Genomic DNA, 25,734 nt, shown 5'->3' on the forward strand with positions numbered 1-25,734 from the left:
AATGGTCGCATGTGTTGACGAGATACCTCTTGTCTCGATTTCGCCCATACACAGGACAGGACCGTCCAGCACGTGAGCTAGTCTCGATGAGCAGGAACGATGTTCGGACGATTTCGAGAAGCTGGAAACAAGTCGATGGCATCGATTTTCTTTGAGGTCTGGCGATCCTGTTACCACATGAACATGCAATTGCTCTTTGGTCGTATGGCCGATCTCGCGATGAGATCCGTCTGAGACCACAGTATTCCAGAGGAGAGATAAAGGCGTTAGACGAGTATTTTTCTCAAGAATTGCGCTTAGAATTGGAAAATTACGAAATAAGGTCGTCATGAATGTGTGGAATCGCGGGTTATACCCACGCTGGTCGCCCCTTTCTGTCGGAACGAATCCATCGCGCGGTTTTGTCGCTTGCCCACCGCGGCCCTGATCAGCAGGGTATTTGGCAAAACCAAACCGTGTCTCTTGGTGCCACGCGTCTAAAGGTGATCGACACATCCGCTGGCTCTCAACCCATGAGTTCTGACGGGTTTAACCTTGTCTTCAACGGCGAGATTTATAACCATGGCGAACTCCGGCGGCAGCTTACCGCTCTCGGTCATCATTTCACTACAGCTTGCGATACCGAAGTGGTTCTTCACGCCTTCATCGAGTGGGACACACTCTGCCTTGAAAAACTGCGGGGAATGTTCGCCTTCGCTGTTTGGTGCGAATCGAGTCAACGACTCGTCCTGGCACGCGACCGCATGGGAATCAAGCCACTCTACTATGCGCGCTGTGGACGCGACATCTACTTCGGTTCCGAGATGAAAGCGGTCTTTTGCCATCCCGAAGTCAACCGTCATATTGATCTGAGGGCACTGGATACATATCTAGGCATGAACTACGTTCCCGGAGCGCATACGCTCGCGGAGGGAATACTCAAGCTGCTCCCTGGTCACGTTCTTACCTGGCATGATGGGGAGATTGCCACGCGCCGATACTGGCAGATTCAGGAACGGGATGCCGGCCCTCTCCAGACCCTGGAAGAGAGTACGAGAGAGTTGGACCATCTCCTGACGCAATCCATCAAGGAGCATTTGGCGGCGGACGTTCCAGTCGGAATCTGGCTGAGCGGAGGAATCGATTCTTCAACGGTGCTCCACTATGCCAGTCAGCAAGCGAGTACGCAGCTCAAAACGTTCTCGATAACGTTCAATGGTCGCGAATTCGATGAAGCGCCCTATGTCCGCGAGATGGCGAGTCGTTACGGGACCGATCACTATGAACTCGACCTGGCGCCGGCAACGGTAACACCCGATTCAATTGTTGAGCTCGCCTACTATTCCGACGAACCGAACGCTGACGCCGGGGCTGTTCCTGTATGGCATCTCTCGCGAATGTGCGCCAAAGATGTAACCGTTGCTCTCAGCGGCGAGGGAGCGGATGAACTCTTCGGCGGCTACATCACGTACCTCGCCGATATGTACGCTCAGCGCGCCCGCATCGTCCCTCGCGCTGTTCGACGGTTGTCGCTCCACTTGGCAAACACGTTGCCGGCCTCGAATAAGAAGATCGGCCTCGATTACAAACTGCAGCGTTTCCTGCATGGAACTTTGCTTGACGAAGGCCAGTCACACGTCTTCTGGAACGGAACCTTCTCCCGTCACCAGCGTCGTCAACTCATGCTCTCCCACGATGACTCTCACCTGCTCAAGATCCTTGCAACGATTCCGGGCCACGGAGACGTCCGCCGCTTCATGGCGTTCGATCAGGCTTACTACCTGCCTGATAACCTGCTCACCAAAGTCGATCGAATGAGTATGGCGCACGCGCTCGAAGTCCGGCCCGCATTCCTCGATCACCGCATCGTCGAATTTGCGGCCAGCCTTCCGGCCAACTTCTGCATTCAGGGACGCACTTTGAAGTTTCTTCTCCGCAAGTTGATGAAGGACAAGCTGCCGCAAAGCGTCCTCACCAGGGGCAAACAAGGACTCGACATCCCGGTCCATGATTGGTTTAGAGGCCATCTGAAGCCGCTATTGCTAGACACCCTCAACCGCAAGACCGTAGAAGAATCTGGCCTCATTTCGTGGCCTCATCTTCAATCTATGCTCGACCTGCACATGCAAAGAAAGGCGAACTATGGGTATCACCTATGGGGCATACTAATGCTGTTTCTGTGGATGGAACAATGGAAGATACAGTCTCTGCGGGATACTCGAGCGGTCGAGGATTTCTCCGCCGTTTCCGCATAGACCTGCTTGTTCTTGTTGTCTCCTGCTGCATTTTTCTGCCCCTGGTCGTCAGCCCGCCTCACCTCATGGACGATGTGGACGCTGTCCAGGCGCAGATCGCCCGCAATATGCTTCAGAGTGGAGACTGGGTCACTGCCCGGTTGGATGGGATCGCATATCTCGAAAAATCGCCGCTTATTTATTGGATCATGGCGGTTTCCTTCAAAATCTTCGGTGTCCATGACTGGGCCGCTCGTCTTCCCCTGGCCATCATCAACATCGCTCTTTGCTGGGTCACCGCGCGCTTTGCGATGTGGGCCTTCGACCGCCGCGCGGGCGTTTACTCCGGCACGATTCTTGCCACTTGCATCGGAATCTTCCTCTTCACTCGCATCCTTATTCCAGACGCCGCTCTGACCCTAACCATCGTCCTCGCGCTTTGGTCCTTCCTTCGTCTGCTTGATGACTCCGAGCGACGGCGCACGACTTGGTTCCTTGTTCTCTACATCAGCCTCGCCTGCGGTCTTCTTCTGAAGGGACTCATCGCCGCTGTCTTTCCGATTGCCATCGCCGCAATCTATCTCGTTATCACTCGCGAAACGTCTTTACGTGAACTCGCAAAGCGCATCCGTCCTCTCTCCGGCCTCGCACTGCTCTTGCTTATCGCCGCGCCCTGGCACATTCTCGCCACGATTCGCAACCCGCCGTATTTTGACTGGACCATGCACAGCAATCCTGGCGAATACCACGGCTTTTTCTGGTTCTACTTTCTCAACGAGCACTTGTTCCGTTTCCTGAATCTCCGCTATCCGCGGGACTACAACACCGTCCCACGACTTTGGTTCTGGCTCCTGCACTTCGTCTGGCTCTTCCCATGGAGTGTCACCCTTGTCGCAGCCTTTCGTAACAGCTACCGGCCTGTCAGCCGTGCGGGTAAGACACGCCTTCTTGCTCTCATCTGGATTGGCTTCGTCCTACTCTTCTTCACCCTATCCACTACGCAGGAGTACTACTCACTTCCCATTTACCCAGCGCTCGCCATGCTCCTCGGCAGCGATCTCGCCACCCGCGAAAAATACCCATGGAGCGGGCGCTTGGTGCTCTCCTTAATTCTTGGCACCAGCCTCTGTGCCATCGTTTTTCTTCTCGCTTACAACGCGCATGCCACGGTCCACGGCGACATCTCTAACGCGCTGACCCAAAACCCCGACATGTACACCCTTTCGCTCGGCCACATGAGCGATCTTACCCTTCACTCCTTCGCCTACCTCCGTCTGCCTCTTGTCCTTGCTGGCTGCGGGCTGCTCATCGGAATCATAGCCACGCTCCGGGCTCGCCGTACCGTCGCAGTCGTTGCCGGGCTGGCCCTGATGATGATCGTCTTCATCCAGGCTGCCCGCCTCGCACTTGTTGCATTTGATCCCTATCTCAGTTCTAAGGCCCTCGCGGAAGCGCTCAATCGCTCAGAACCCGGCCTTCTGATCGAGGGAGATGCTTATTATGCTTTCTCTTCCGTCTTCTTCTACACCAACAAATCAGCTCTGCTATGGAATGGCCGCAGCAATAATCTCGAGTATGGCTCCAGCGCTCCAAATGCCGCGCATGTGTTCATCGACGACAACACCCTGAAATCCCTATGGTCGAGTGAGCGACGGACCTACCTCCTCATCTACGGAAGCGACCTACCCCGGTTGAAAGACCTGCTCGCCAGCGAATTCAAAGTAGTCGCATCCAGCGGTGGTAATTACCTACTCACGAACCAATGATCTGACTGTGCTGGCAACAGGCATCAAGCGAATGGACCCGAGGTGTGCTCTATTTTATTGCCGAGAGAAAGGCAATCTGTGTGGCTAACTGGTTCCTGTCGGTTTTGCGAGTCTCTGGTTAAACCGGGTGGCCATCCGAAAACCCTCCTTCAAACAGAGATTCCGACGGACCCTTGTGCAGTCAACCTCACAACGGGTGTGTCACTAGTAATGCCGCTCTTCCCAACCCGCAGTGGGTCTCTACGCATGGGGATGGGACTTAGCCTCTTTGGTTTCGACCGTCCGCTCTCGTCTCTTCGCAGATAACTGGAGCTTCTATCTGGCGGGAATGCGAAAGAATTTCTTGACGGCATCTCCGCGGTAAGTGGTAGGGATCGAATCTCGCGAATCCAGACATGGCCTCTCTCTTTTCAGAGTTCGTTAGGCTTGATCGATTGATGGTAGAGCAACTATGTGACAGTTAACGGCTCACAATCCAACGATTGTCTGTGAGACGCTGTCTGCTCCGCTGGTGTCGCTATCTGTCACGTAAGTTGAGAGGTCAAAGGTATGTTGCCGCTTAAGCGACGCCTCATCCGAAGTTGTAGCCTTTGCGAAATGCGGCCAGCATCCCAACGAGAACGATGCCAAATCCGAGAAACCCCTGAGGCGCGATCCGTTCTCCGAGTACGGCCATCGCCAGTGCTGCGCCGAAGACCGGCACGAGATAGAACGATACCGAAGCAACGACCACGTCGACGCGGCGCAGGGCATACAGGAAGAGCAGCATGGACAATCCATACATGAAGATCGCGAGAAAGCTGAAAGCTCCCCATTCTCGCGCCGTAAAGGTTGCAAGTTGCTTACAGAAGCCGGAGTCGATCGACACGAGTAGCGGGATACTTGTAATTGTTGCAGCCAGATAGCTGAAGAAAAGAATCTCGATCTCCGAAAAGTCGTTTAACAGACGCTTTGAGTAAACGTTGTAAAAGGCAGACCCAAGGCATCCGGCGACAATCAACAAGTTCCCAGTCAAAACATGATGCATCCCTGCTCCGGCAGAGGCAGACAGGTGAATCGGTGAGAGCAGAACGACACCAGAAAGCCCAAGTACCAAAGCTCCCACTCGCAGAGGAGTCAATCGCTCACTGAGCAACACGCATGCGATGAGAGCACTGAAGATCGGCACAAGGGAGTTCAGAATGGCTCCGTCCGATGCCAGCGAACGAGCGATACCTAACGTCATACCGACCTGCGCGACCAGTTGTCCCACAACGCCTGCAATGATGAATTGATTGCGATGTTGCCATGCCGCACGCAGGCGAACCCAGCTGTTTTTACGTCTCCAGAAGATCCAGGGCGAAAGCAACAACGTCGCTAAATACAGGGGTAGTAGGGCAATCGCGATCGGATGCATGCCGCCTTCTAGCATCTTCACGGCGATGCCCTGTCCGGCCCAGAGCAGGTTTGCGAGGAAAAGCGAGACCACAGCAACGAAAGAGCGAGAACCAGAAAGGGAAGTGCGCATCAGACAGCCTGCTGTATTCTCTGCGGCAAGATTTGATGGTCGAAAGTATCGGCTTCGGAAGCATTGCCAGCAAAGACGTATGGTGTCACACCATATCGACGGCCATAGTCTTCCACGATTCTGCGGAAGGTCTCTTCACCTCGATCAGTGCCGAGAATGGCTACGGTGCCTCCGCCTCCTCCGCCTGTCATCTTGGCTCCATAGAGTCCAGATGCGGAGCCGGCACGTCGGACCATCTCTACTAATTCGTCACAGCGATCCGATCCAAGTCCGGTCGTGCCATAGGCCTGGTGTGATTGGAACATTAGCTCTCCAAGCTGGCACAGACGTTGTTCCTCACTCATGACTGGATTGCTCGAAAACAGACTTGCAAAATGCTGTACCCGCTCATGCTCGCGGACAGCATATTGTGCAGCCGCTCGGACGGGATAGACCATTTGTGGATGGATCGATGTGAAGGGATCCACATGCGGGCCGTACTCGCGCAGAAACGAATCTCCTGTGAGAGCTTCCGGCAACTCGCGCTCGTATCGCGATTCAAAGTCCTCTGGAGAGATGGCCGATAGATACCCGTTCCATCTGGCGTCACGCCATCTTGGAACCGCGCCTAGCCCATCGAAGCTGACCGCAAGGTTTTCTCGATCGCAGAGGAGTTTATACGCCATGAATGCCGCGGCTCGCGCGCGTTCGTATGCCACACTGGTCGTTGTTCGTGGCACGGTGGAGTCTACCCCCCAAAGCCGAACCCCGGCGGGAAGTGGAATCCTGGCGTCTATCTGGAGTGGCTGGCAAAGCATTGGCAGCAGCGATCGCTGTTGTCCGAAGACGATCGCTGCGTGATCCATGATGCCGCATGCAGATCGAGCGATCTCGTTCTCGACCCACTGACCAGCCTCTGCCAGTTCCGTTCCCATGAGAGGGGAGCCACATGCCGTTGAAACCGACTTGAGCGTTGCGATGGCAAGAGCCGCCGAAGAGCTGACACCCTTGTTGGGAGGAAGATCCGATTCGACGTAAATCTGCACGCCGGCGCGGCTTAAGCCTCGTCCTCTCGAGCGCAAAAGATGAAGGCTGCCGGCGACATAGGCGATCCACTGAAGACCGGGTGTCGCATGGCACATTCGGCGAAGATGCTCCGCATCATCCAAGTCGCTCAGTGCGAACTCGACATCTGGCTGCCAGCCATATTGTGTAGCACCGGGATTGCGCAGGATGATGCGTTCATCGCGACGCATCTGGGACGTAATCTGGATGCCTTCCTGCACCAGGGTTTGCAGGACAAGGCCGCCCGTATAGTCGACATTGCCGCCCATTAGATCAAGCCGTCCCGGAGCACGGGCCACAACCATCTCTCGTTCTGGATCGAAGAACGATGGCTCCACCGGGTGGAGGGCGGTTTGGGGCGCGAGAGATGTCATCGATCGTCGAAGTGCGAAGAAAATAGGGGACCGTATTTTCCTTCGACTCTACATCTCGTATGAAAAAAAACAGTGAATCTACAGCTGATCCACCACTTGGACATTTGTTATTTGTCGAAGTTTTGCGAGGTCTTCCGGACGGATACCGCTGTCGGTCAGAATGAGATCGCATTCATCGATTCCGCACAAGCGATAGGTAGCTTCCGTTCCGATCTTGCTGCTGTCGACCACCAGGACGCGTTGCTTGCCGGCACGTAAAAGCTCGCGTTGTGCATCCGGATCATGGACCATCACGCCGCGGGTAAGCGATACGGCTGCCGCACCAAAGATCACACGGTCGGCACAGATCGAAGTCAGATATTCGCCCACCGCGTGGCCGATAAGGTCATGGCTGCTGGCGCGATACACGCCGCCCGTCAGTTCAACCCGGACCGAATCGGCTGTTGCCAGTTCTTCAAGCACGGCAATGGAGAAGGTGAAGATGACAATATTTCTCCTCGTCCGGAGTTGTCTCGCAATGTAAAGCGTGGTCGTTCCAGAATCCAGAACGACAGATTCACCGTCTCCTACAAGCGCCGCCGCGGCTTCGCCGATACTACTTTTTGCCGGGGACATCTTCCGCAAGCGTTCAACAAACGTGCGCTCCATCCCCTGCCATCGCTCGATCCGCGCGCCGCCAGGAATACGAATGATGTGGCCAGCTTCTGCAAGCTTCTGGAGATCGCGCCGGATCGTCATCTCGGACACATGGAATTTGTCTGCAATCTCTCCAATTGAGGCGCTCGTATGCTCCTTGAGCAACTCCACAATTCCGGTGAGCCGCGAATGTTCCGACGTTTCTGACATGAAAACCCTTTCGCGTTAAAAAGTAACACGCATGCACATCGGTACGGAATGGCAGCAGGCAATTTATCAATGAAACATGGTTTTCGTGAAAACTCTGTGCCCGACAGCTTTGTTAATAGTTGACAACAATCTCCGACATGATGTGAATAAATAACATTTATGGATTAGGGTGAACCAAGACAGCCTTCACGAAGGCTGGACCGGAGTCAGCCAATGCTCAAAAGAGTCCTACTTTTCCTTGTTCTGCTTTTCGCAGGCGACGTGTCCAGAATGCACGCCCAAACATACAGTGCCTCCATTCGAGGACGGGCGACGGATGCTACAGACCACGCGGTAGTGGGCGCCGACGTCATCGCCACGAATTTAGCCACCAACGCCGTCGTCAAGACGAAAACCAGTCAGTCGGGTGATTACACTGTCTCCTTCCTGAATGAAGGCGTCTACCGCATCGAGGTGAGCTTTGAGGGCTTCAAATCTCACGTCGAAGACAACATCAAGCTCGACCTGAACCAGCGCCTGACGATCAATGTCGCTCTTCAACCTGGACAGGTTTCGGAGACGGTCAGTGTCAACTCCGACTCGTCGCAGTTGAATGAAATCTCCTCAGAGATTGGCGACGTAATCGATAAAGAACGTCTTAACGAGCTGCCCGTGGTAACGGGAGGAAACGGGCGTTCTCCTCTTCTGCTCGCGAAGCTGTCGCCGGGGGTTTCGTCCACCAGTTCCAATAACAGCAACATCAATAACTTTTCTCTCGGCGGTGGCCGGCCCGTCACGAATGAGATTCTGGTCGACGGCCTTCCTACAACGAATCCATCCGATGAGACCTACACCCTTACTCCAGCACCAGAGGCGCTGAGCGAGATGAAGGTCATTACGACACCCTTTTCTGCGCAATATGGGCACACCGGCGGCGGTGTGCTGCTTCTGACAACCAACTCCGGCAGTTCGCAGATACACGGTTCAATCTTCGACTTCTATCGCAACCGTGTCCTCAACGGAAGGAACTACTTCACGCCCACACAAAGCACCGTGAAGTATGTCCAGAATGATCCCGGCGGTACATTTGGCGCGCCGATTCCTCTTCCTTGGGAGCGTCACAATCCGAAGACATTCTTCTTCGGTGCGTACAACATCACCCTCCTCGTGCAGGGAAACTCATACAACGCCATTGTCCCAACCGCAGAGCAAAAGGGCGGCGATTTCTCCGCGCTGCTCAACACAAGCAAATCTCTGGGGATGAATCCCTGTGACAATACCCCGATCTATCAGGGGCAGATCTTTGATCCAGCTTCTGTCGTGACATCGGGAAAGACGACGTGCCGCAAGGCATTTGCGAACAACATCATTCCAGCCTCGCGTTTTGATTCGGTAGGTAAGCAGATGGTCAGCTTTTTCCCGGATCCGAATGGAAGCTACTCTGGCGGTGCGACCAACTACATGGTCTTTCCGAGCAAGTTCCATTCCACTGCTCAATGGATCACCCGCATCGACCATAACTTCAGTGATCGGGATAAGGGCTTCATCCGCGTTGGAGGATTTCATCCCGCAGGCAATGCACCTGCGAACTTTAACAATGCTGCCAACAACACGACGTCCAGCGGTTGGACCGATACACAGGTTGCCGTAACGGAAACGCATGTGTTTGCACCGAATCTGTTCAACGATTTTCGCCTCGGCTTTGTTCAGGAACATAACTACAACGGCGAAGCAGGTGGTTCGGGAGCAAGCCTGGGGTTGAAAGGTGTGCCACTGGACCATTTCCCCCAGATCACCTCTACGAACTATGCTCAGCTCGGTGGTTCCGCGCAAGCGCATGATCGTGATCGCAGCTGGATCTACTCGGATGCGCTGAATTGGCAGCTTCGCGCGCACGCACTGACGATTGGCGGTGAATACCGTCGTCAGATGTACAGCTCTTACAACCCCGGTAAGACATCAGGCACCTACGCCTTCGGACAGACCTTCTCTGCTTACCCCGGAAATGCAAATACGGGCGATGCAATTGCCGATGTCCTTCTTGGTCTCCCAACGACAACAGGTATCAATATCGCCAATTACGCTTATAAGTTCAACATCAATAGCGCTTCGCTCTATCTCCAGGATGACTGGAAGGTTCGCTCGAACCTGACGCTCAATCTTGGTATGCGTTGGGAGTTCAACGGCACTTATACCGAAGACAACAATCAGCTCTATACCTTTAATCCAAATATCGTTGACCCGGGAACAGGCCGTCTTGGAGCGACTCAGTTTGCCGGCTTCAACGGTGCTCCTCGCAATTTCACTCCGAATGTGTACACCAACTTTTTGCCTCGCGTTGGTTATGCCTGGAAGCCACTCAAGAACACTGTCTTCCGCGGTGGTTTCGGAATCTATCGTCTTCCCAATATCGGTCTCGTTTCCTACCAGGGCGTCGCGACAAAGTATGGTGTGAGCACAACATTCTCCAGCAACGACAGCAATATCACACCATACTACCAACTTAGCAATGGTGTTCCGGCTTACCACTACAACGTCGACGCCAATGGGAATGCAAATATTCCCACTAGTTTGACCAATCCCACCCAAAGCGTGAATCAGGTCGAACTGCGTTCGCGAAGCGCTTATAACGAAAACTATCAGATTGGCGTGCAGCAGCAGTTTGCTGGAGGCTGGTTCCTCGAAGCGAACTACCAGGGCAGCAAGGGCATCAAGCTGCCGGCACTCTATAACGTGAATCAGCTGACACCAAGTCAGTACTCTCTCACAGCCCTGCAGTCGAGCCGCCCCTTCCCGCAATACAAGGGGGTGCGCGCGCTTCTTAATCAAGCGGGCTCTAATTATCAATCTCTACAGACGAAGCTGAACCACCGCTTTCAGAATGGTTTTGTCGTCGAGGTTGCCTATACCTATAGCAAGTTCATGGATGACGTGGATGCTCCAGATAGATCAAACTCCGCACCTATCCAGAACGTTTACAACACAAAAGCGGAGTACGGTCTGGGCGGATATGACATTCCGCAGCGGGCAGTCGGAAGCTACTACTGGGTTCTCCCGATAGGTCGTGGCGGTAAGTTCCTGAACAATGTTCCTGTCTTGAAGGACATCATCGGTGGTTGGTCAACCTCCGGCATCATCGAGTTCCAGTCCGGCCTGCCCATAACCGTTACACAAAGTGCGAATAATCTGGGTGGCTTCAATGATGTGCAGCGGCCCAATCAAACGGCGGACCCGATGCTGCCTCGCGACAAGCGCTTAATGTCGAAATGGTTTAACACGGCTGCCTTCACTGCGTCATCGGCCTTGCAGACGGGTAATGCCCCACGGTTTCCGTTTCATGGTCCTGGAATGGAGAACTGGGATCAGGCTGTGATGCGTACATTCCCCATCTACGAGCGTGTATCGATGCAGTTTCGCGCAGAGTTCTTCAACTCGCTCAACCATACAAACTTCAAGGCTCCGAGCAGTCAGATCGGAAATAAGAGCTACGGTGTGGTGACCTCTTCACTTGATCCACGCATCATTGAATTCGCTGGAAAGATCCAGTTCTAATTGCAGCTGAACCAATCAGAAATTCGAGAATCAACTTATGAAGCGATCCATTTCAATACCTGTACTTTCCGTACTGCTCTTGACTGCGTTCTCCGCGCAGGCACAAAAGACGTCTGCTATCTGGCCATCTGTAACACCGGCCCCAGGGAAGATCGTTGCCATCTCACACCGTGGGGAACACCTTCATCATCCAGAGAACACGATTGCATCCTTTCAAGCTGCAATCGATGCTGGCGCTGACTTTTTTGAAGCGGACGTCCAGACAACGTCGGATGGAAAACTTGTACTGATGCATGACAGCAGCGTGAACCGCACAACAACGACAACTGGCCGCATTAAAGACATGACCTTTGATCAGGTTCGTGCGCTTGATGCGGGAGCAAAATTTTCATCAGCATTCGCAGGAACAAAAGTACCTACGCTGGATGAAGCTTTCGATCTGGCGCATGGCAAGATCAACGTCTACGTCGATACCAAAAATGCAGACGCGAAACTCTTAATCGATACGATCGTCCGACATGATATGCAGGATCACGTTGTTATCTACGGCAATCCATTTTTCCTTTACGAGGTTCAGAAAATGCGGCCGGATTTGCGAGTGATGCCGGAGGCATACAGTCCGGATATCAGCAAGCTTCTGACGCGGGGCATGCCTCTAAAAGTGCTTGCTTTCAGTGCCTCCGATTTCAACGACGAAACAATCCAGGTGGCGAAGAAGGCGAATACTTTGATCTACGTGGATCGCATGGGCTCCACAGATGGTCCAGAAGGCTGGCAAGCTGCAATCGATAGGGGGGCAAACGGAATACAAACTGATAGGCCTGCAGAACTGGTTGGGTATCTAAGGGAACATCAAATAGCCAGCCACTAAATTCCGATCGTGACAAGTCTGATCCTATTTAGTACGCAAAGAAGACATGCGTGGTGGCAACGCGCATGTCTTCCTGTCGATTGGGAGTGCTTTCAATCTCTCCGTAGCCACGTTGCTGTCGGTGCTCTGCCATTGGACGGCATATTGTTCGTCTCAGAAAAGCAACCGTTTCGCGATCTTTTTCTGGTCTTCGTATGCCTCTTGAATATTGTTCCCCTCTGTCTTTGCAGAGAGGTACCCGCCGCCCAATACTATGTCCACACATCGGGCTCGCACCGTCGCTATGAACTGCGCGAACATCGGAGATATGGCATAGCGCACCAATTCCATTGTCGCGGAACTGCACAACATCACCAATGAGCCATTTACTTTCGTGGATGATGAGCGCGGATCGCGCAACGAGGATTCCATCTCGCCTATAGATGGCGCAGGCGGCTCGTTTGGCGGAGCAGGCCATGCGCAATGCGCGGCCTATATCTATTTCTCTAACACTCCCGTGACAGAGCGGATCATGCCATCACCAAACGAATGTCGCACGTCCGTGTCCTACGGGTGGCTATGGTAGCCCGACTCGATGTACCAAGCCAGCGAATCGGGGATCACTACGGATTGGGTCAAAGTATGGATGGCTCTTAAGGAACTGGACGATATCCGATTTCTCTCTGCAAGCCTGCTCCTGCAGAGACCGTTCCGAGCATCGTGTAAGCCTCGGCCAGCCCCAGGTAGGCTGGTGCAAAGGCTCCATCTCTGTGGAGAGCGCCTTCGAAAAGAGGAATGCTCTGCTCAAGTTGAGCTCTATTGCCCTGCGCTAAAACAAGCCGACCTTTCAGATAGCTCTCGTAGACTTCAGGCGCAACGGGTTTTACTGGAGTGAGTCGTGAGCGTTCGTCTCCTGTCAGTGTCACTTGCACCTTTTTGGCGATGGATTGCGCGGTTTGGGGCTTGCCGTCGCACGAAATCTCTTCGAGTTGCATGGTGGAAGCATCTCGGGGAAAAGTGAGCTAGGCAACGGCTCCAGTGTCCTTGTGCGGTTCGATGCATGCGGTGCCCAAGCTCCCGCAAGAGGCCTGAACTTCTCAAACGTGTAAGTCATCGGTACGACACGTCGATATGCCAACGTGTCCGATCGTGGATCGGATCAACCTGAAGATCTGCTGAGAACGGATTGCCTGATCGTTGACTCCTGATTAACGAAGTTCCTGGAAGAACTCGCTAGGCTCAGGTTATCGAGATATTGGTTAGGAAACCTCAATGACCTCCAGGTTCTGTTCAATCGCTGGGCTCGCAGTCGTTTGTGTTCATGCGTTGTTTGCTCAAGGTTCTACGAAGGATACGGCCACTCCAGTCCAGCACATTCGCGAATTGAAGCTGCCCGCATCGATCAATGGGAACTTTGACCACTTAGCCGTCGACGTAAAGCGGAGCCGCCTATTCATCACTGCGGAAGATGCGAAAAAGGTCCTAATCCTCGATCTGAAAAGTGGCGCTGTGGCAGGAAGCATCCCATCGCCACGTCCCCATGACGTGCTGTTTCGTCCGGACACCGACCGCTTGTATGTCACTGATGGCGGAGAGGGGTCACTGAGCATTTACGACGGGGAAAGTTACAAACTCATCAAGCGGATCGGCCTCGAAAAGGATGCCGACGCAGTGGGCTTTGACCCGTCCCGTAAGTTCATGTACATCGTGAACGGCGGAGGCGACGTTGGTCAGAAATTCTCGTTGCTCAGCATCGTCGATACGGTGAAGGCAGAGAAAGTGCAAGACCTCCAGATCAATGGCGACACGCTCGAGGCGATGTCCCTTGATGCCTATCGGCCACGCATCTACGTCAATGACAAAGCGACCAATGAAGTTGTTGTGCTCGATCGCTTTCGAAATGTGGAAGTTGCACGTTGGCCTCTCAACGCCTGCAAGACAAATGTTGCCATGGCACTCGATGAATCTCGTCAGCGATTGTTTGTTGGATGCCTGAGTGGGAACGTCGCAGTACTGGACACCAATACGGGTAAGCAGGTTACGAATCTCTCGATACATGCCGGGGTCGACGATCTGATCTACGAAGCGTCAACGCGTCGACTCTACGCAAGCGCCGATGGCTCGCTGGATATCTACGATCAGATTGATCTCGATCACTATCAGAACCGTGGAGCCCAGCCGACAGGTGCGAAAGCCCGCACTGCTTATCTGTCGACAGAGTTAAATCAACTCTTTGTCGCTGTCCCTAAGAGCGAGACGTCGGGGCCACACATTCTTGTACTACAGCCGACGAACACTCTTCCGGCACGTTCGCCCCTGGCAGACCTGAAAGAACCGGTGAATGCTCCTGTGGCGGAACAGATTGTTCTGAAAGAGTTATCAGCTCATCAAATGCTGCGTCGCATGGGATTGCATGTCATCCCACCTGGGCAGAAGACCATGATTCTGATTGCGAATGGAAATGAGACACGCCTTGGTATCCATACATCGCCTGGCGATTTTGCTGCGGTGAAAGACGGCGGTATCTATGGTCCACGTATCGACGACGGTCAGTTCTACAACATGAAGATGTCGATGTTCGATGCGCAGCACCGCAACATTGGAATCCTGGTCATGGAGATCCCTTGCACGGCCGCGGCGAATGAAAAGGAAGCCGCGGCGCAAGCGGACAGTATCCGAGCTGAGGTCGCATCTCAAATTCCTGACTTGCAATCTTTGTTCGCGACGTCATCCAGATAACTCATTGAAATCCGCACTCATGCCACAGGCTTCTCAGCCTGCATAACCTGTCGTTTTTCACAAGCCATCGCCTCGAGGGAGAGGTCTATGTTTCCGAAATCTTCATACAGCGCAGTTGCCCTCAGTGCAGTGCTCCTCGCTCCAATCAGCATGGTTGGGCAGATCGATCGAGCAGAACTGAACGGCACGATCACCGATTCCACCGGGGCCGCAGTGTCACAGGCGAAAGTGACGATCACGCAAGAAGGGACCAATCAAACACGACAGACGGTTACCAATGCACACGGTCAGTATGTCGTGTCGTCGTTGCCGATCGGACGCTTCACCGTCGTCTTTCAGGGAACGGGGTTCCAAGACTTACGTGTGGCTGACCTCGACCTTCATTCGGGAGACATCCGTACAGTCAATGGAACGATGCAGATCGGTACGGTTTCGGAGGTTATTGCCGTCGAAGCTGATCGCGACGGCGCACAACTCAACAAGAGCGATGCGACCTTGGGCGATACAGTGCAGTCGGTGCAGGTCTCCCGTCTCCCATTGAATGGCCGCAATCTTACCAACCTGGAACTTTTAGCCCCGGGTGCTATCGACTCGGGATCGGGCGCACAGTCCTCCATTCGCTTTGCGGGCAATGGAACCGACGATAATAACTTTCGGCTTGATGGTGTGGACGCAAGCGGCATCTTCCATGCTTCATTGAAGTCTGCTCTGCGCCTGCAATTTTCCACGGAAGCGGTCGCGGAGTTCAAAGTCGACTCGGGCGGCTATGGTGCGGACACAGGAGGTTCTGCTGGAGCCCAGGTAAGCCTCATTTCGAAGACGGGCACGGATGCTTTTCACGGCAGTGCATTCGACTATTTCCGTAACAATTACTTCGATGCAGCCGGTCCGTTTAAGTCATCGACGAAACGGCCAGTCTTCCAGCTGAATCAGTATGGCGCCAATATTGGCGGTCCTATCATCAAAGATCGCACCTTCTTCTTCGCCAACTATGAAGGCTTTCAACAGCACCTAGGTGGCGTTCCTCAAACAGGACTCGTACCCAGTCCGGCCTTTCGCGCGGCTGTTGCATCAGCACAGCCTTCATTAGCGGCTGTGGTCAACGCCTATCCCGCAGGTATGGCCCCAACGTCCGATCCGAACGTGTTCACGTATATCGGAGTTGTCCCGAGCCCGAACAGCGAAAACGCGGGGACGATTCGAATCGACCATCGGTTCACTGACAACGATTCTGCCTATGCTCGTTACAACATCGACGACGGTGCCTCAACGAGCGCGTTGAATGCCCTCTCTCAGGCAGTCAATGTAAAATCGCGGCTCCAGAACTTTGTCCTCGAAGAGTCGCACATCATCAGTCCCCGTGCCATTAATGAAGTGCAATTCGGCTTCAATCGCAACGTCTACATCCAGTCACAAAAAACCGGGCTTCCTTTTAACTTTTCTATCACCGGCCTCACATCCCTCAATGAGAACTACAGCAAAGAGCAAGTCGGCCAATCCGAATCCGTGAATGAAACGGTGACCTGGACGAAAGCGAGCCACACGTTGAAGTTTGGCGCTGAAATTGAGTTCATCCTCTTCAACGAACAGAATTCCGTTGATGGCACGGCATCGTTTCTGAGTCTGAGTGCATTTCAGGCCAACCAGCTCAATACCTTCCAAACGACGGCCGCACTGCCGGACAAAGGGATGCATAAGATTCATGTGGCTGGCTATGCGCAGGATCAATGGAAGGCAACCCGTGCCCTCACCGTAAGCTATGGTCTGCGGTACAACTATTTCTCACCATTTCATGAAGTGCATGACAGTGCCATTGCGTTTGATATCGCGGAGTGTGGTGGCTACTGCAGTTTCGGTGGGCTTTTCTACCATCCGAATTATCTGAGCTTCGACCCACGCGCATCGGTTGCGTACGCGCCCGATGCGTTAAAAGGGAATACTGTCTTTCGCGCCGGTTTTGGAGTCTATCACGGCGAGGTACAGCTTGGTGATGAGGACAGCCCTGCTGTTAACAATGAACCATCGACCTTGTTGACCAGCGGTGTTCAATCGAACGGTACGTTTGTTCAGTATTCGTATCCTGTCGATCCAGCCCTCACGCCTTCGACAGGACTGGCGCTGACGCCGCGCTCGATGGCGCTACATCATCCAGACTCCTATGTTGAGCAATGGACAGCGTCTGTGCAGCAAGCATTTTCCGGGCAGACCGCGCTGACCTTAACTTATCTGGGATCCCACGGTGTGCATCTGTTTCGCAGAAGCTACACCAACCTGATCGATCCAACTACTAACAAGCGCCCGTTACCGCAATTCCCGAGCCAAATTGATACTAAGTACAACCAGGGAATGTCGACATTCAATGCCTTCGTCGCAAGCCTGTCACGTCGTTTTCACAACGGCCTCTTTTTTGGTGGCCACTACATGTACTCTCACGCGCTCAATGACGGCTCGGTCGGCGCCGGTGACGGCGACGCCGCTCAGAATCTGTCCTGCTTCCGATGTGAATATGCGAGCAGCGATTTTGATGCACGCAACAGTGGCAATGTGAGCGCAGTGTACGATCTTCCCTTCGGTCGCGGCAGGACATATCTCAATAGCACAAGCAAGGCGATGGACCTGCTTGTTGGCGGTTGGTCGATCAATACGCTCTATTTCGCCCGCGCAGGATTTCCGCTTAACGTTACGCTTTCGCGTGCTGCAAGCGAGCTGCCTGACGGCAACAACCAAAGCCAACGTCCCAATCGCGTTCTCGGCGTGCCGTTGTACCTGCCCAACCGCAGCACTACTCAGTGGATCAATCCGGCTGCATTCGCCTTGCCTGCTGTTGGAAGCTGGGGAAGCGCAGGGCGCAACATTGCAAATGGTCCCGCTCTCTGGCAGAACGACACTGCAATCGAGAAGTCATTCCATGCAACCGAGAAGAGCAACATTCTTTTTCGGGCCGAAGCCTTCAACATGTTCAATCGCGCTCAGTACGCGAGCCCATCTGCGGCCCTAAGTGTGGTGACTACAGGTGGAGTGCGGGCGTTGAGCGTGCCCAAGAGCTTCGGCTTGATTACCTCTCCCGTCAACTCAGCAGGGCTAGTCGGCTCCGGTACGCCGCGTGTTCTCGAGTTCTCCCTCCGCCTCAACTATTAAGAATCAGGATTAGTTCAATGAAACTTACACACGCCGTTCTGTCACTTCTTGCACTCAGCACCTGTTTTGTCACGGCACATGCCGCAACAGATAAACAAGAACCCCTGACGCTGTTGCGCACGACCTACCTCCCGGATGTGGTTGGAGATTTCGATCACTTCGCGGTTGACGTGAAGCGTAACCATCTCTTCGTTGCTGCGGAGGTACATAAATCCATCGAGATGTTCGACCTCCGGACGGGAGAACATCTTCGCAGCATCGGAGGGTTCAAGACACCACATTCCATTGCTTTTGCACAAAGCAAAGACGAACTGATGATCTGCGATGGAGGCGATTCTTCTCTGGTACTCCTCTCGGGTGATGACTTCCATCGCCTTGATCGCATCCAGTTGGTCGATGGTTCAGCAACAGGAAAGGGCGACTCTCCGGATGCTGCCTACTTCGATGCAGAGAATCGACTGTATTACATCGGAAATGGGGGAGCTTCCGCGAATCTGCCAGACTCGGTTATTTCGATCTTCTCTGTCGACGAGAATAAGCTGATCGGTTCGATCTCCATCCCCGGCAATAACGTCGAGAGCATGGTGGCAGACAGCGCTCACAATCGCCTCTACGTAAACATCCGGGATAAGAAGCAGATCGGTGTTGTTGATTTGAGTGCCCGCAAGGTGATTGATACATGGACCACACCGGACCTGAGCGGCAATACGGCGCTCGCGATGGACAAAGAGTCGCAGCATGTCTTTGTTGCAGGCAGAAAGCCTGGCTTGTTCTATGTCTTCGATAACAGTGGGAAAGTCGTGTCAAAGCAGGACTGTGTCAACATCAACGATGACATGACGTGGGATCCAGTGCTGAAGCGTGTCTATGTCAGCGGAACGCAGGGCTTATCTGTATTCCACCAGGACGATCCCAATACGTACACTGCAATCGAAAATATCCCCACCAACGGTGGCAAAACTTCCTACTACGTCCCACAAGTACATCGTTTCTTTGTCATTCACCCCAAGACGGATGTGGACATTGCTGCTCTACTTGTCTATCGCGTCAATCCGTAGGTGCTACTTGTCTAGAACGATCAATCTATTCATCGCAGCTTCTTTTCTGTTTGTTGCACTTTCCTCGCCTACACAACAGCGGGCGGGGAAGGTGCCTTTTTACTTTAGGTCGGAGGAGCTGCGCATGGATCGCATCCTTGCTCCGCCTCCCACTCTGGGTTCACATAAGGACTTGGCGGAGTTGGGGAATATTCTGGAGTTGCAAGAGGCCCGCGGTACGTAGGATGTGCTTCGCGCAAATCGGGACGACAGGGAAGAAGACATGTTCGTCTTCAGCGATGTCATGGGGTCAAACTTCACGGCTATAAAAGTTACCTGCCATGGTCCAACTCTCCCAGCGGCTTAAGAAGAGGCGTCGCGGAGCACGGCAGTGACCTCGATCCGTCCATGTCCGGCATGCGAAGGTCGAGGAGTAACGCATCCGGGCGAAGTGACCTTACACTAGCGATGCCTTCTGTTCCGTTGAATGCTGAGTGGGCAACAAACCCTTCAATCCTGAGCAACTCTGCAATCCCTCGCATCGCGCGTGATTATCGTCTATGACCAGGACGGTGTGGGTATTCATCGCGCCTCGAGTCTACGAAACCTTCCGCGGCGCTGCTATCCCACACTGGTTAGATCGCGTGAAGCGCCCACGAACTCGAATGACTATTCGATAGAGTTGAAATACTTGAACATTGCCCGCTTTTCGATCAGAAGCCGTGCTCTACGCCCGATAGCACGTTCTCTAAGGTAGATTCCGAACGCCGCCCCAAAGAAGACCGTAAGTACAAAGGAAGATAAGACGCGTGCGATTCCATTGGAATTCCTCTCGTGGGCGCGGGCGTCGGATCTCTGGTTTGATTTGTCAAAAGGAAATAAGTGCCAATCCGCTTGCGCAGACCCAACCGTTCGATCTCCTAGCGCACCTATTCCACAAGCGCTTCGTCGGTTTCCGGGTTCAGCGGAAACTTATTCGCCAGACATGATGAGTCGGATATCGACAACTTGAAGGAAGCATTTTGGTGACTCCTTGTCGCGAGATTGTGAGCGCTCTTTGTGACGATTCTGCTAATTGTCATACGGTCTTGTCACAATAAGCGGGTCTGGGGAGTTTTCTGTACATACGATGCCATGAACCACTGCGGCGAGTGCTGCCCAGGGGATGAAGAGCGCAGATTATGCGTCATGGACAGGAGTGTTTCTCAGTGCTTTGGTACTTCTCCAACTCGGATCGCACACAGGGTGGAATTCTGACGCTGAGCCTTGGCGCTGATAACGCGCGATCCGACGACCAACGAACAGTGCGCCTGGAAGAGCAGGTGGTTCGCCTTTACGACGAACTGCGCCTGCCGCTGTTCCGTTACTTGCTATGCATGCGGGTTTTGCCCGAAGAGGCAGAAGAGGTGATTCAGGAATCGTTCTTACGACTCTACAAGCACCTGCACGCCCAAGGCCGCGAAGACAACATCCGCGGATGGATCTTTCGCGTGGCGCACAACATAGCGAGTAGCCGACGCAAGGAGCGCAGGTTCCTCATCGAGACTTCGCCGGAAGACTGGGAGCGTATCAGTCTTGCCGCTTCAGATCCAACTGCGGGTCCTGAGGAGCTATTGCTGCGCAAAGAAAAACTAACGCGTCTGCACCACGAGATCGGGGAGCTATCGGAGTTGCAGCAGAACTGCATTCGTCTCCGAGTCGAAGGATTTCGTTATCGCGAGATTGCTGAGATTCTCAACGTCACTACCTCGACCGTTGCGGGATCGTTGCGGCATGCCGTGGAAAGGCTCAGCAGGGAATCATGACGGTCAACCGCCCAATCACTACGTATCCCGTCGACGGGCCGATGCAGGCAGACGGTCACTTGAGCGATGCCTCTTTGCTTTTGGCAATCGATGGTGAGCTTACCAATCCCAATCGCGATTTGGTGAAGAAGCATGTACGGGCATGCTGGCGCTGCCGTGCACGTCGCGAACATCTGGAACGCACCATTGCAGGCATTGTTGAGTATGAGCATCGCCTTGTGGCACCAGATATGCCTCCGCCAGGCGGCAGTCGTGCGATCTTTCTGGCTCGGCTTGATCAGACAGCATCGGAACTGGGGAAACCTTTGCTCAGCTGGCGACCACTGATGCGGACGTGCAGCGTTGCGTTGTCATCACATATCCTGCGCTTTGCAGCCACCTTTTTGGTGGTTGCCGGCAGCCTGTATCTGTTGCAGCAACGCAACGTTCCTGTGGTCTCTGCGAGTGAACTGTTGCAGCGGGCATTGGCGTCAGAGTCACGTTCGCTTACAGGTATTAGTCAGCCGGTCGTGGTCCAGAAGCTCAGCATCGATATCAATGGCCATAAGATGGCTCGAACCATCTACCGCGACGCTGTTCGGAAGCGCATGGTGCAACGCAGCAATGTGACTGCAAGTGACGAACTTGCCGCAGCGCATGATTTTGGTCGCTCTCCCTTCAGTTGGGACGATCCTCTTTCACCACAGACATACAGTCAGTGGAGAGAGGGGGTAACGCAAAAACAGGACTGGGTCACACAGTTGAATGCAGGCGAGGTACGTGTCGATACCAGAGCCAGTGCGGGCCCGGTCTCGCAAGCCTCACTGACTCTGCGTTCGGATGACTATCACCCGGTCGCAGAAGAGATACGCCTCCGCGACAACACGTATATCGAAGTCGCTGAGATTTCTTATGAAGTGGTTGGTCTCTCGTCACTGGGAGACAATTTCTTCGATTCGGCACCTCATGTTGCTGCAGCACCGCGATCTACAACCGCGCATGTGGTGACTCCCACTTCAGCGCAGCTTGAGGCTGCGGAACTGGACGTATATCTTGCGTTGCACGGCTCAGCTGCAGACATGGGTGAGCAGATTACTGTCCATCGCGCCGATGATGGGATTGAAGTCGATGGCATCACCGAAAGTGAAGCACGCAAGCAGCAGATTGTGAGTGCTCTCGCGGGCATTCCCTTTGCAAGTCAGAAGATCGAGAGTGTTGCTGAAGCCCTCGTGCATCTCGGTCCCAACGCACCGCGGGCAACACACGCAACTCTGGTCACATCCACGCCTGCTCTTTTAGAAGAGCAGCTGAAGCACGATTTCCCCGATGTAAGCCAACGCACAGAATTTGTCACGCGTGCTATGTCACTCTGTCAGGATGCCTCGGCCCATGCATGGGCTCTCAATCGACTGGCAGACAGGTATGTGGCGCGGGATGTAGCGTTGTTGGAACCGGATGAGCGCTCGCGTCTGCGATCACTTCTAAATGATCATTTGTCCGCTTTGCGTGATGATGTGCAACATTTACAGGTTCACCTTGCTCCGATCGTTAGCACGGGCTCCATAGATACCAACGATATGTCTGTAGCGACTCCCTTCGATTGGCGCGCGGACATTCATCTTGCGCACGAATCGGTGGAATCAACAAATCAGGCCGTGTCCTCACTCCTCGTCGGCGCAAGTGGAACAGAAGATTCGACGCAAAAACTGCAATCAAGACTTCACGTAACTTTGACTCGGCTTCAGAAAGAACTCGAGACATTAGAGCAGCAGAAGTATCCATAGCTAAGCCCACAACGAGTTTCTAAGTTTTCACTGCGAATGTGATCGCGGAACGGGTTTCTGCGCCCAAATCGATGAATTTCAACAGGAGCAAGCCAAGTTGATAAAGGAGTTGCCATGTTCCCCAGGTAGTGAAACGGCAAAGTATCAGGGTCTCTCAAGTCTGAGGAAACGCACGATGATGTGTGGGATTGTGTAACGAACAAGAGAAGGGAAGGATTTGAAAATGAATCTTCAGAACTGCGGTTTTGTGGGGCTGGCGATCCTGGCAGGAGCAACGACAAATGCCATGGCGCAAAGTCAGGCGATTGATGGCAATATCGACGGCTATGTCACAGCGCAGGACGGCGCTGCGATCAAGCGTGCTCATCTTCGCGTAGCGAACATCAATACGGGTTTTGTACGCGAAGCAGACACAGACGATCACGGCTACTACAGCGTTCAGCTACTTCCGCCTGGTGCTTACACGCTGATGGTCTCTAAGGCGGATTTCAGCACCGCCGTGCGAAACAATCTTGTTCTCAACGTGGGTGAGGCTCAGCGTGTGGACATGCAGCTCGCCGTCGGAGATGTCAAGACGTCCGTAGAGGTCAACAGCAATCCGCCAGTCGTTGAGGTGGAGCGTACCACCGCATATTCCAACGTGTATAGCGAACGTGATGCTCGCAATATCCCTCTGGCAGCGCGCAATCCGTTGGAATTCTATATCTTCAATCCGTTGTTGAACTCGCAGCAGAACTCCACCGGTGGTTCAGGCACACAGACCCCTTCAGTGGCTTTTGCAGGTCTCGGCACGTCACAGTACAACGTTGATGGTGTCTCCAACAATCTGCAAGGCGGCGCGCGTAATGTCGTGATCAGTGGTGAAGCTGTTGCCGAGTATCAAACACTGGTGAATCCAACTGCAGAGTTTGGCCGATCTACCGGCGCTTTTCTCAATACGATCTCACGCTCCGGCACCAACGATTGGCATGGATCGGTATACATGTTCACGAAGCAAAAGGAACTGGCGTCGCGACCCTACCTTCTTGCACCTACCACTGCTACGCCCGGATTCAGACGTTACAACTACGGCGCCACTGTCGCGGGTCCCGTCGTTCATGACCGTGCTTTCTTCTTTCTTAACTATGAACGTTGGGTGCAGGACAGCCCCGCCATCTCTACGTTCGGCGGTGCTCAACAAGCGACCGTTGCGCAGCAGCTTGGCTTGCCCTTGAGTGAAGTCACCACATGGAACAACTCATTCCGCGCGCACACTGTAACCGCTAAGGGCGACCTAGTACTCAATGCGAGGAACCGGCTGGCACTGCGATACAACATGTACAACGATCACGAGTCCGGTAGTGATAGCGGTGCTGTCACGCGTCATGAGGCTCCCGGCTTTAACGATGAGCCGCAGAGTGGAACGGCACAGCTTGTCACCGTCTTTAGCCCATCTCTGTTGAACGAGTTCCGATTCGTCTACGCCTTCCGTCCAGTGCAGCAGCCGACGCTTTCGCCTAGCAATCCAGCTATAAACATCTCCGGTATCGGCACCTTCAATGGCAATGCGAACGGCAACTACTGGTATCGCGAATCGGGCTACCAGATTGTCGATAATGTCACATGGAACAAAGGTCGTCACAATATCAAGGTGGGCTTTGAGGTTTTGCCTGTCAATTTTCAGGACACAACATCCAACCTGAACGGAACGTTCACTTTTGCATCGCTACAGCAATACCTCAACACGGTGCAGAACGTCACGAATCCTACCACTGGAAAGCCTTACAGCTACACGCAATTCACACAGGCAACCGGATCACAGGTTTATGATGCCACCGTTGTTCAGCAAGGCTACTTCCTACAGGACGACATCCGTGTGAACCCGCGCCTGAAGGTCAACCTCGGTCTTCGTTACGAGTTCTTCCTGCGCCCAGGCGGGAACCTGAACCCGGCATATCCGCTTACCGGGCATATCTCGCAGCAGTACGACGAAATCGATCCACGTCTTGGTGTCGCATGGGATCCTTTTGGCAAAGGTAAGACTGTCATTCGCGCGGGCTATGGCATCTACCATAACTTCTTCACGCCTCAAACCTATGAGGGCTGGGAACGTAACAACGCAATCACTGTTAAGAACATTACGGTGTTGCCTACAGATCCTGGTGCCCCCGCATTCACCTTGGGGCCCGTTCCGAACGCCACCGTTGGAACCGTTGCAACGCCAAACTTGAACCAATTTGATCCCAACCTCAAAGACAACATGATGCAGAGCTGGAATCTTGTGGCGGAGAAGGAAGTTATGTCCGGATACAGCCTCGCGCTTTCCTACTACGGTGCCCACATTACGCACCTGGTGTACGGCCAGCTTAGCAATTTGAAGCCTACGGGGCAGATTCTCTCAGGCGGCCGGATTGTCTATGGTGGTCTTGCATCGCGTATCGATCCCAACGTTGGAGCTATTCGCACTGTCACCAGTGAAGGTACATGGCAGAACTACAACGCCTTCCTGGCTACCTTCACCAAGAGGTTGAAGAATGGTTTGAATCTCCAGGCGGGTTACCAACGGCAGAAGATTTCTGTCTGCCTCGACAAAGCAACGCCAATGGTCGATGGAAGCTGCTACAACCGCGGGCGGATGAGCTTTGACCAGCCCAACCGCTTCACCGCCACTGCTGTGTGGGAGCCACGCGCAAACGTAGAAAGCCGTGTGTTGTCTAACGTTCTGAATGGATGGGGTATTGCCAACACCACCATGATCCAGAACGGTCTACCCTATAGCGCTCTCTCGGGTCTCGATCTCAATGGCGACTTGAACACCAATGATCGTTCCGTCGGAGCCGTATACGACGGCTTTCGAATGACGCCATACGTCGAAATCGACTTTCGCGTTACGCGTACCTTCCATGTGTTGGATCGAGGCAAGGTTGAGATTTATGGTGAAGGCCTCAACATTACTGATCACGCCAACATCACTGCCGTTAATACTGCTCCGTCTACCGCAAGCAACCCATTTGGTGCGCCCACGACAGCGGCTATCCCTCGGCAGTACCAACTCGGCTTCCGTGCTTCTTTCTAGTCCATAGAAAGATCGCTATACTCGGCGGCGCTATATACGTTTCGTAACTAACTGATCCGACGCCTA

15 protein-coding genes are annotated in these 25,734 nt (G+C 53.7%); 10 read left to right on the plus strand and 5 right to left on the minus strand.

What is annotated here, in order from left to right; translation table 11 throughout:
* Window positions 1-332 precede the first annotated feature (332 nt).
* Window positions 333-2,234 (plus strand): asparagine synthase (glutamine-hydrolyzing), encoded by a 1,902-nt coding sequence (gene asnB / locus M504_RS01325; protein WP_047487065.1) that lies wholly within the window; start codon window positions 333-335, stop codon window positions 2,232-2,234.
* The gene (locus M504_RS01330; RefSeq protein WP_232296115.1) at window positions 2,171-3,979 is read left to right on the plus strand and encodes a glycosyltransferase family 39 protein; all 1,809 of its coding nucleotides are present in this window, start codon (window positions 2,171-2,173) and stop codon (window positions 3,977-3,979) included. Before asnB ends, M504_RS01330 begins: the two co-directional genes overlap by 64 nt.
* A 571-nt stretch (window positions 3,980-4,550) precedes the next feature.
* Here the strand turns inward: M504_RS01330 and M504_RS01335 are convergent.
* The 3 genes from M504_RS01335 to M504_RS01345 all read right to left on the minus strand — a co-directional run bounded on the left by M504_RS01335 (window position 4,551) and on the right by M504_RS01345 (window position 7,750).
* Window positions 4,551-5,486 carry a DMT family transporter gene (locus tag M504_RS01335; RefSeq protein ID WP_047487070.1) on the minus strand — a complete coding sequence of 312 codons (936 nt, stop codon included), beginning with the start codon at window positions 5,484-5,486 and terminating at the stop codon, window positions 4,551-4,553.
* Entirely contained in the window at window positions 5,486-6,904 is a 1,419-nt protein-coding gene (locus tag M504_RS01340) for a galactokinase family protein (RefSeq protein WP_052200177.1), read from the minus strand. The genes M504_RS01335 and M504_RS01340 overlap by 1 nt, the downstream gene beginning before the upstream one ends.
* A gap of 78 nt (window positions 6,905-6,982) precedes the next feature.
* Window positions 6,983-7,750, minus strand: coding sequence for a DeoR/GlpR family DNA-binding transcription regulator (locus M504_RS01345; RefSeq protein WP_047487073.1), 768 nt, complete (start codon window positions 7,748-7,750; stop codon window positions 6,983-6,985).
* Between the two features lie 270 nt (window positions 7,751-8,020).
* On the opposite strand from M504_RS01345, the gene M504_RS01350 reads away from it, so the two are divergent.
* Both M504_RS01350 and M504_RS01355 read left to right on the plus strand, forming a co-directional pair.
* Window positions 8,021-11,281 carry a TonB-dependent receptor gene (locus tag M504_RS01350; RefSeq protein ID WP_198137501.1) on the plus strand — a complete coding sequence of 1,087 codons (3,261 nt, stop codon included), beginning with the start codon at window positions 8,021-8,023 and terminating at the stop codon, window positions 11,279-11,281.
* A 37-nt stretch (window positions 11,282-11,318) separates the two neighbouring features.
* Window positions 11,319-12,152, plus strand: a complete 834-nt coding sequence (locus M504_RS01355) for a glycerophosphodiester phosphodiesterase family protein (protein ID WP_052200178.1) — start codon at window positions 11,319-11,321, stop codon at window positions 12,150-12,152.
* A 632-nt stretch (window positions 12,153-12,784) separates the two neighbouring features.
* Here M504_RS01355 and M504_RS01360 read toward each other — a convergent pair.
* Entirely contained in the window at window positions 12,785-13,126 is a 342-nt protein-coding gene (locus tag M504_RS01360) for a hypothetical protein (protein WP_047487079.1), read from the minus strand.
* A gap of 277 nt (window positions 13,127-13,403) precedes the next feature.
* Between M504_RS01360 and M504_RS01365 the strand changes: the two genes are divergently transcribed.
* The 3 genes from M504_RS01365 to M504_RS01375 all read left to right on the plus strand — a co-directional run bounded on the left by M504_RS01365 (window position 13,404) and on the right by M504_RS01375 (window position 19,066).
* The gene (locus tag M504_RS01365) at window positions 13,404-14,870 is read left to right on the plus strand and encodes a YncE family protein (protein ID WP_156993404.1); all 1,467 of its coding nucleotides are present in this window, start codon (window positions 13,404-13,406) and stop codon (window positions 14,868-14,870) included.
* A gap of 87 nt (window positions 14,871-14,957) precedes the next feature.
* Window positions 14,958-18,008: a TonB-dependent receptor gene (locus M504_RS01370; RefSeq protein WP_047487084.1), complete on the plus strand. Its 3,051-nt coding sequence runs from the start codon at window positions 14,958-14,960 to the stop codon at window positions 18,006-18,008.
* Between the two features lie 17 nt (window positions 18,009-18,025).
* Entirely contained in the window at window positions 18,026-19,066 is a 1,041-nt protein-coding gene (locus M504_RS01375; RefSeq protein WP_052200180.1) for a YncE family protein, read from the plus strand.
* 311 nt (window positions 19,067-19,377) lie between these two features.
* Here M504_RS01375 and M504_RS22690 read toward each other — a convergent pair whose 3' ends face one another.
* Complete coding sequence (locus tag M504_RS22690; RefSeq protein WP_084214006.1) at window positions 19,378-19,587, minus strand: response regulator; 210 nt, start codon at window positions 19,585-19,587, stop codon at window positions 19,378-19,380.
* A 639-nt stretch (window positions 19,588-20,226) separates the two neighbouring features.
* On the opposite strand from M504_RS22690, the gene M504_RS01380 reads away from it, so the two are divergent.
* The 3 genes from M504_RS01380 to M504_RS01390 all read left to right on the plus strand — a co-directional run bounded on the left by M504_RS01380 (window position 20,227) and on the right by M504_RS01390 (window position 25,668).
* Window positions 20,227-20,850, plus strand: coding sequence for an RNA polymerase sigma factor (locus M504_RS01380; RefSeq protein WP_047487087.1), 624 nt, complete (start codon window positions 20,227-20,229; stop codon window positions 20,848-20,850).
* Window positions 20,847-22,613 (plus strand): hypothetical protein, encoded by a 1,767-nt coding sequence (locus M504_RS01385; protein ID WP_047487092.1) that lies wholly within the window; start codon window positions 20,847-20,849, stop codon window positions 22,611-22,613. The genes M504_RS01380 and M504_RS01385 overlap by 4 nt, the downstream gene beginning before the upstream one ends.
* A 223-nt stretch (window positions 22,614-22,836) precedes the next feature.
* A complete protein-coding gene (locus M504_RS01390; RefSeq protein WP_047487095.1) occupies window positions 22,837-25,668 on the plus strand; it encodes a TonB-dependent receptor in 2,832 nt (943 codons plus the stop codon).
* Window positions 25,669-25,734 lie beyond the last annotated feature (66 nt).

It is taken from the genome of Terriglobus sp. TAA 43, from assembly GCF_000800015.1.
Lineage (GTDB): Bacteria > Acidobacteriota > Terriglobia > Terriglobales > Acidobacteriaceae > Terriglobus.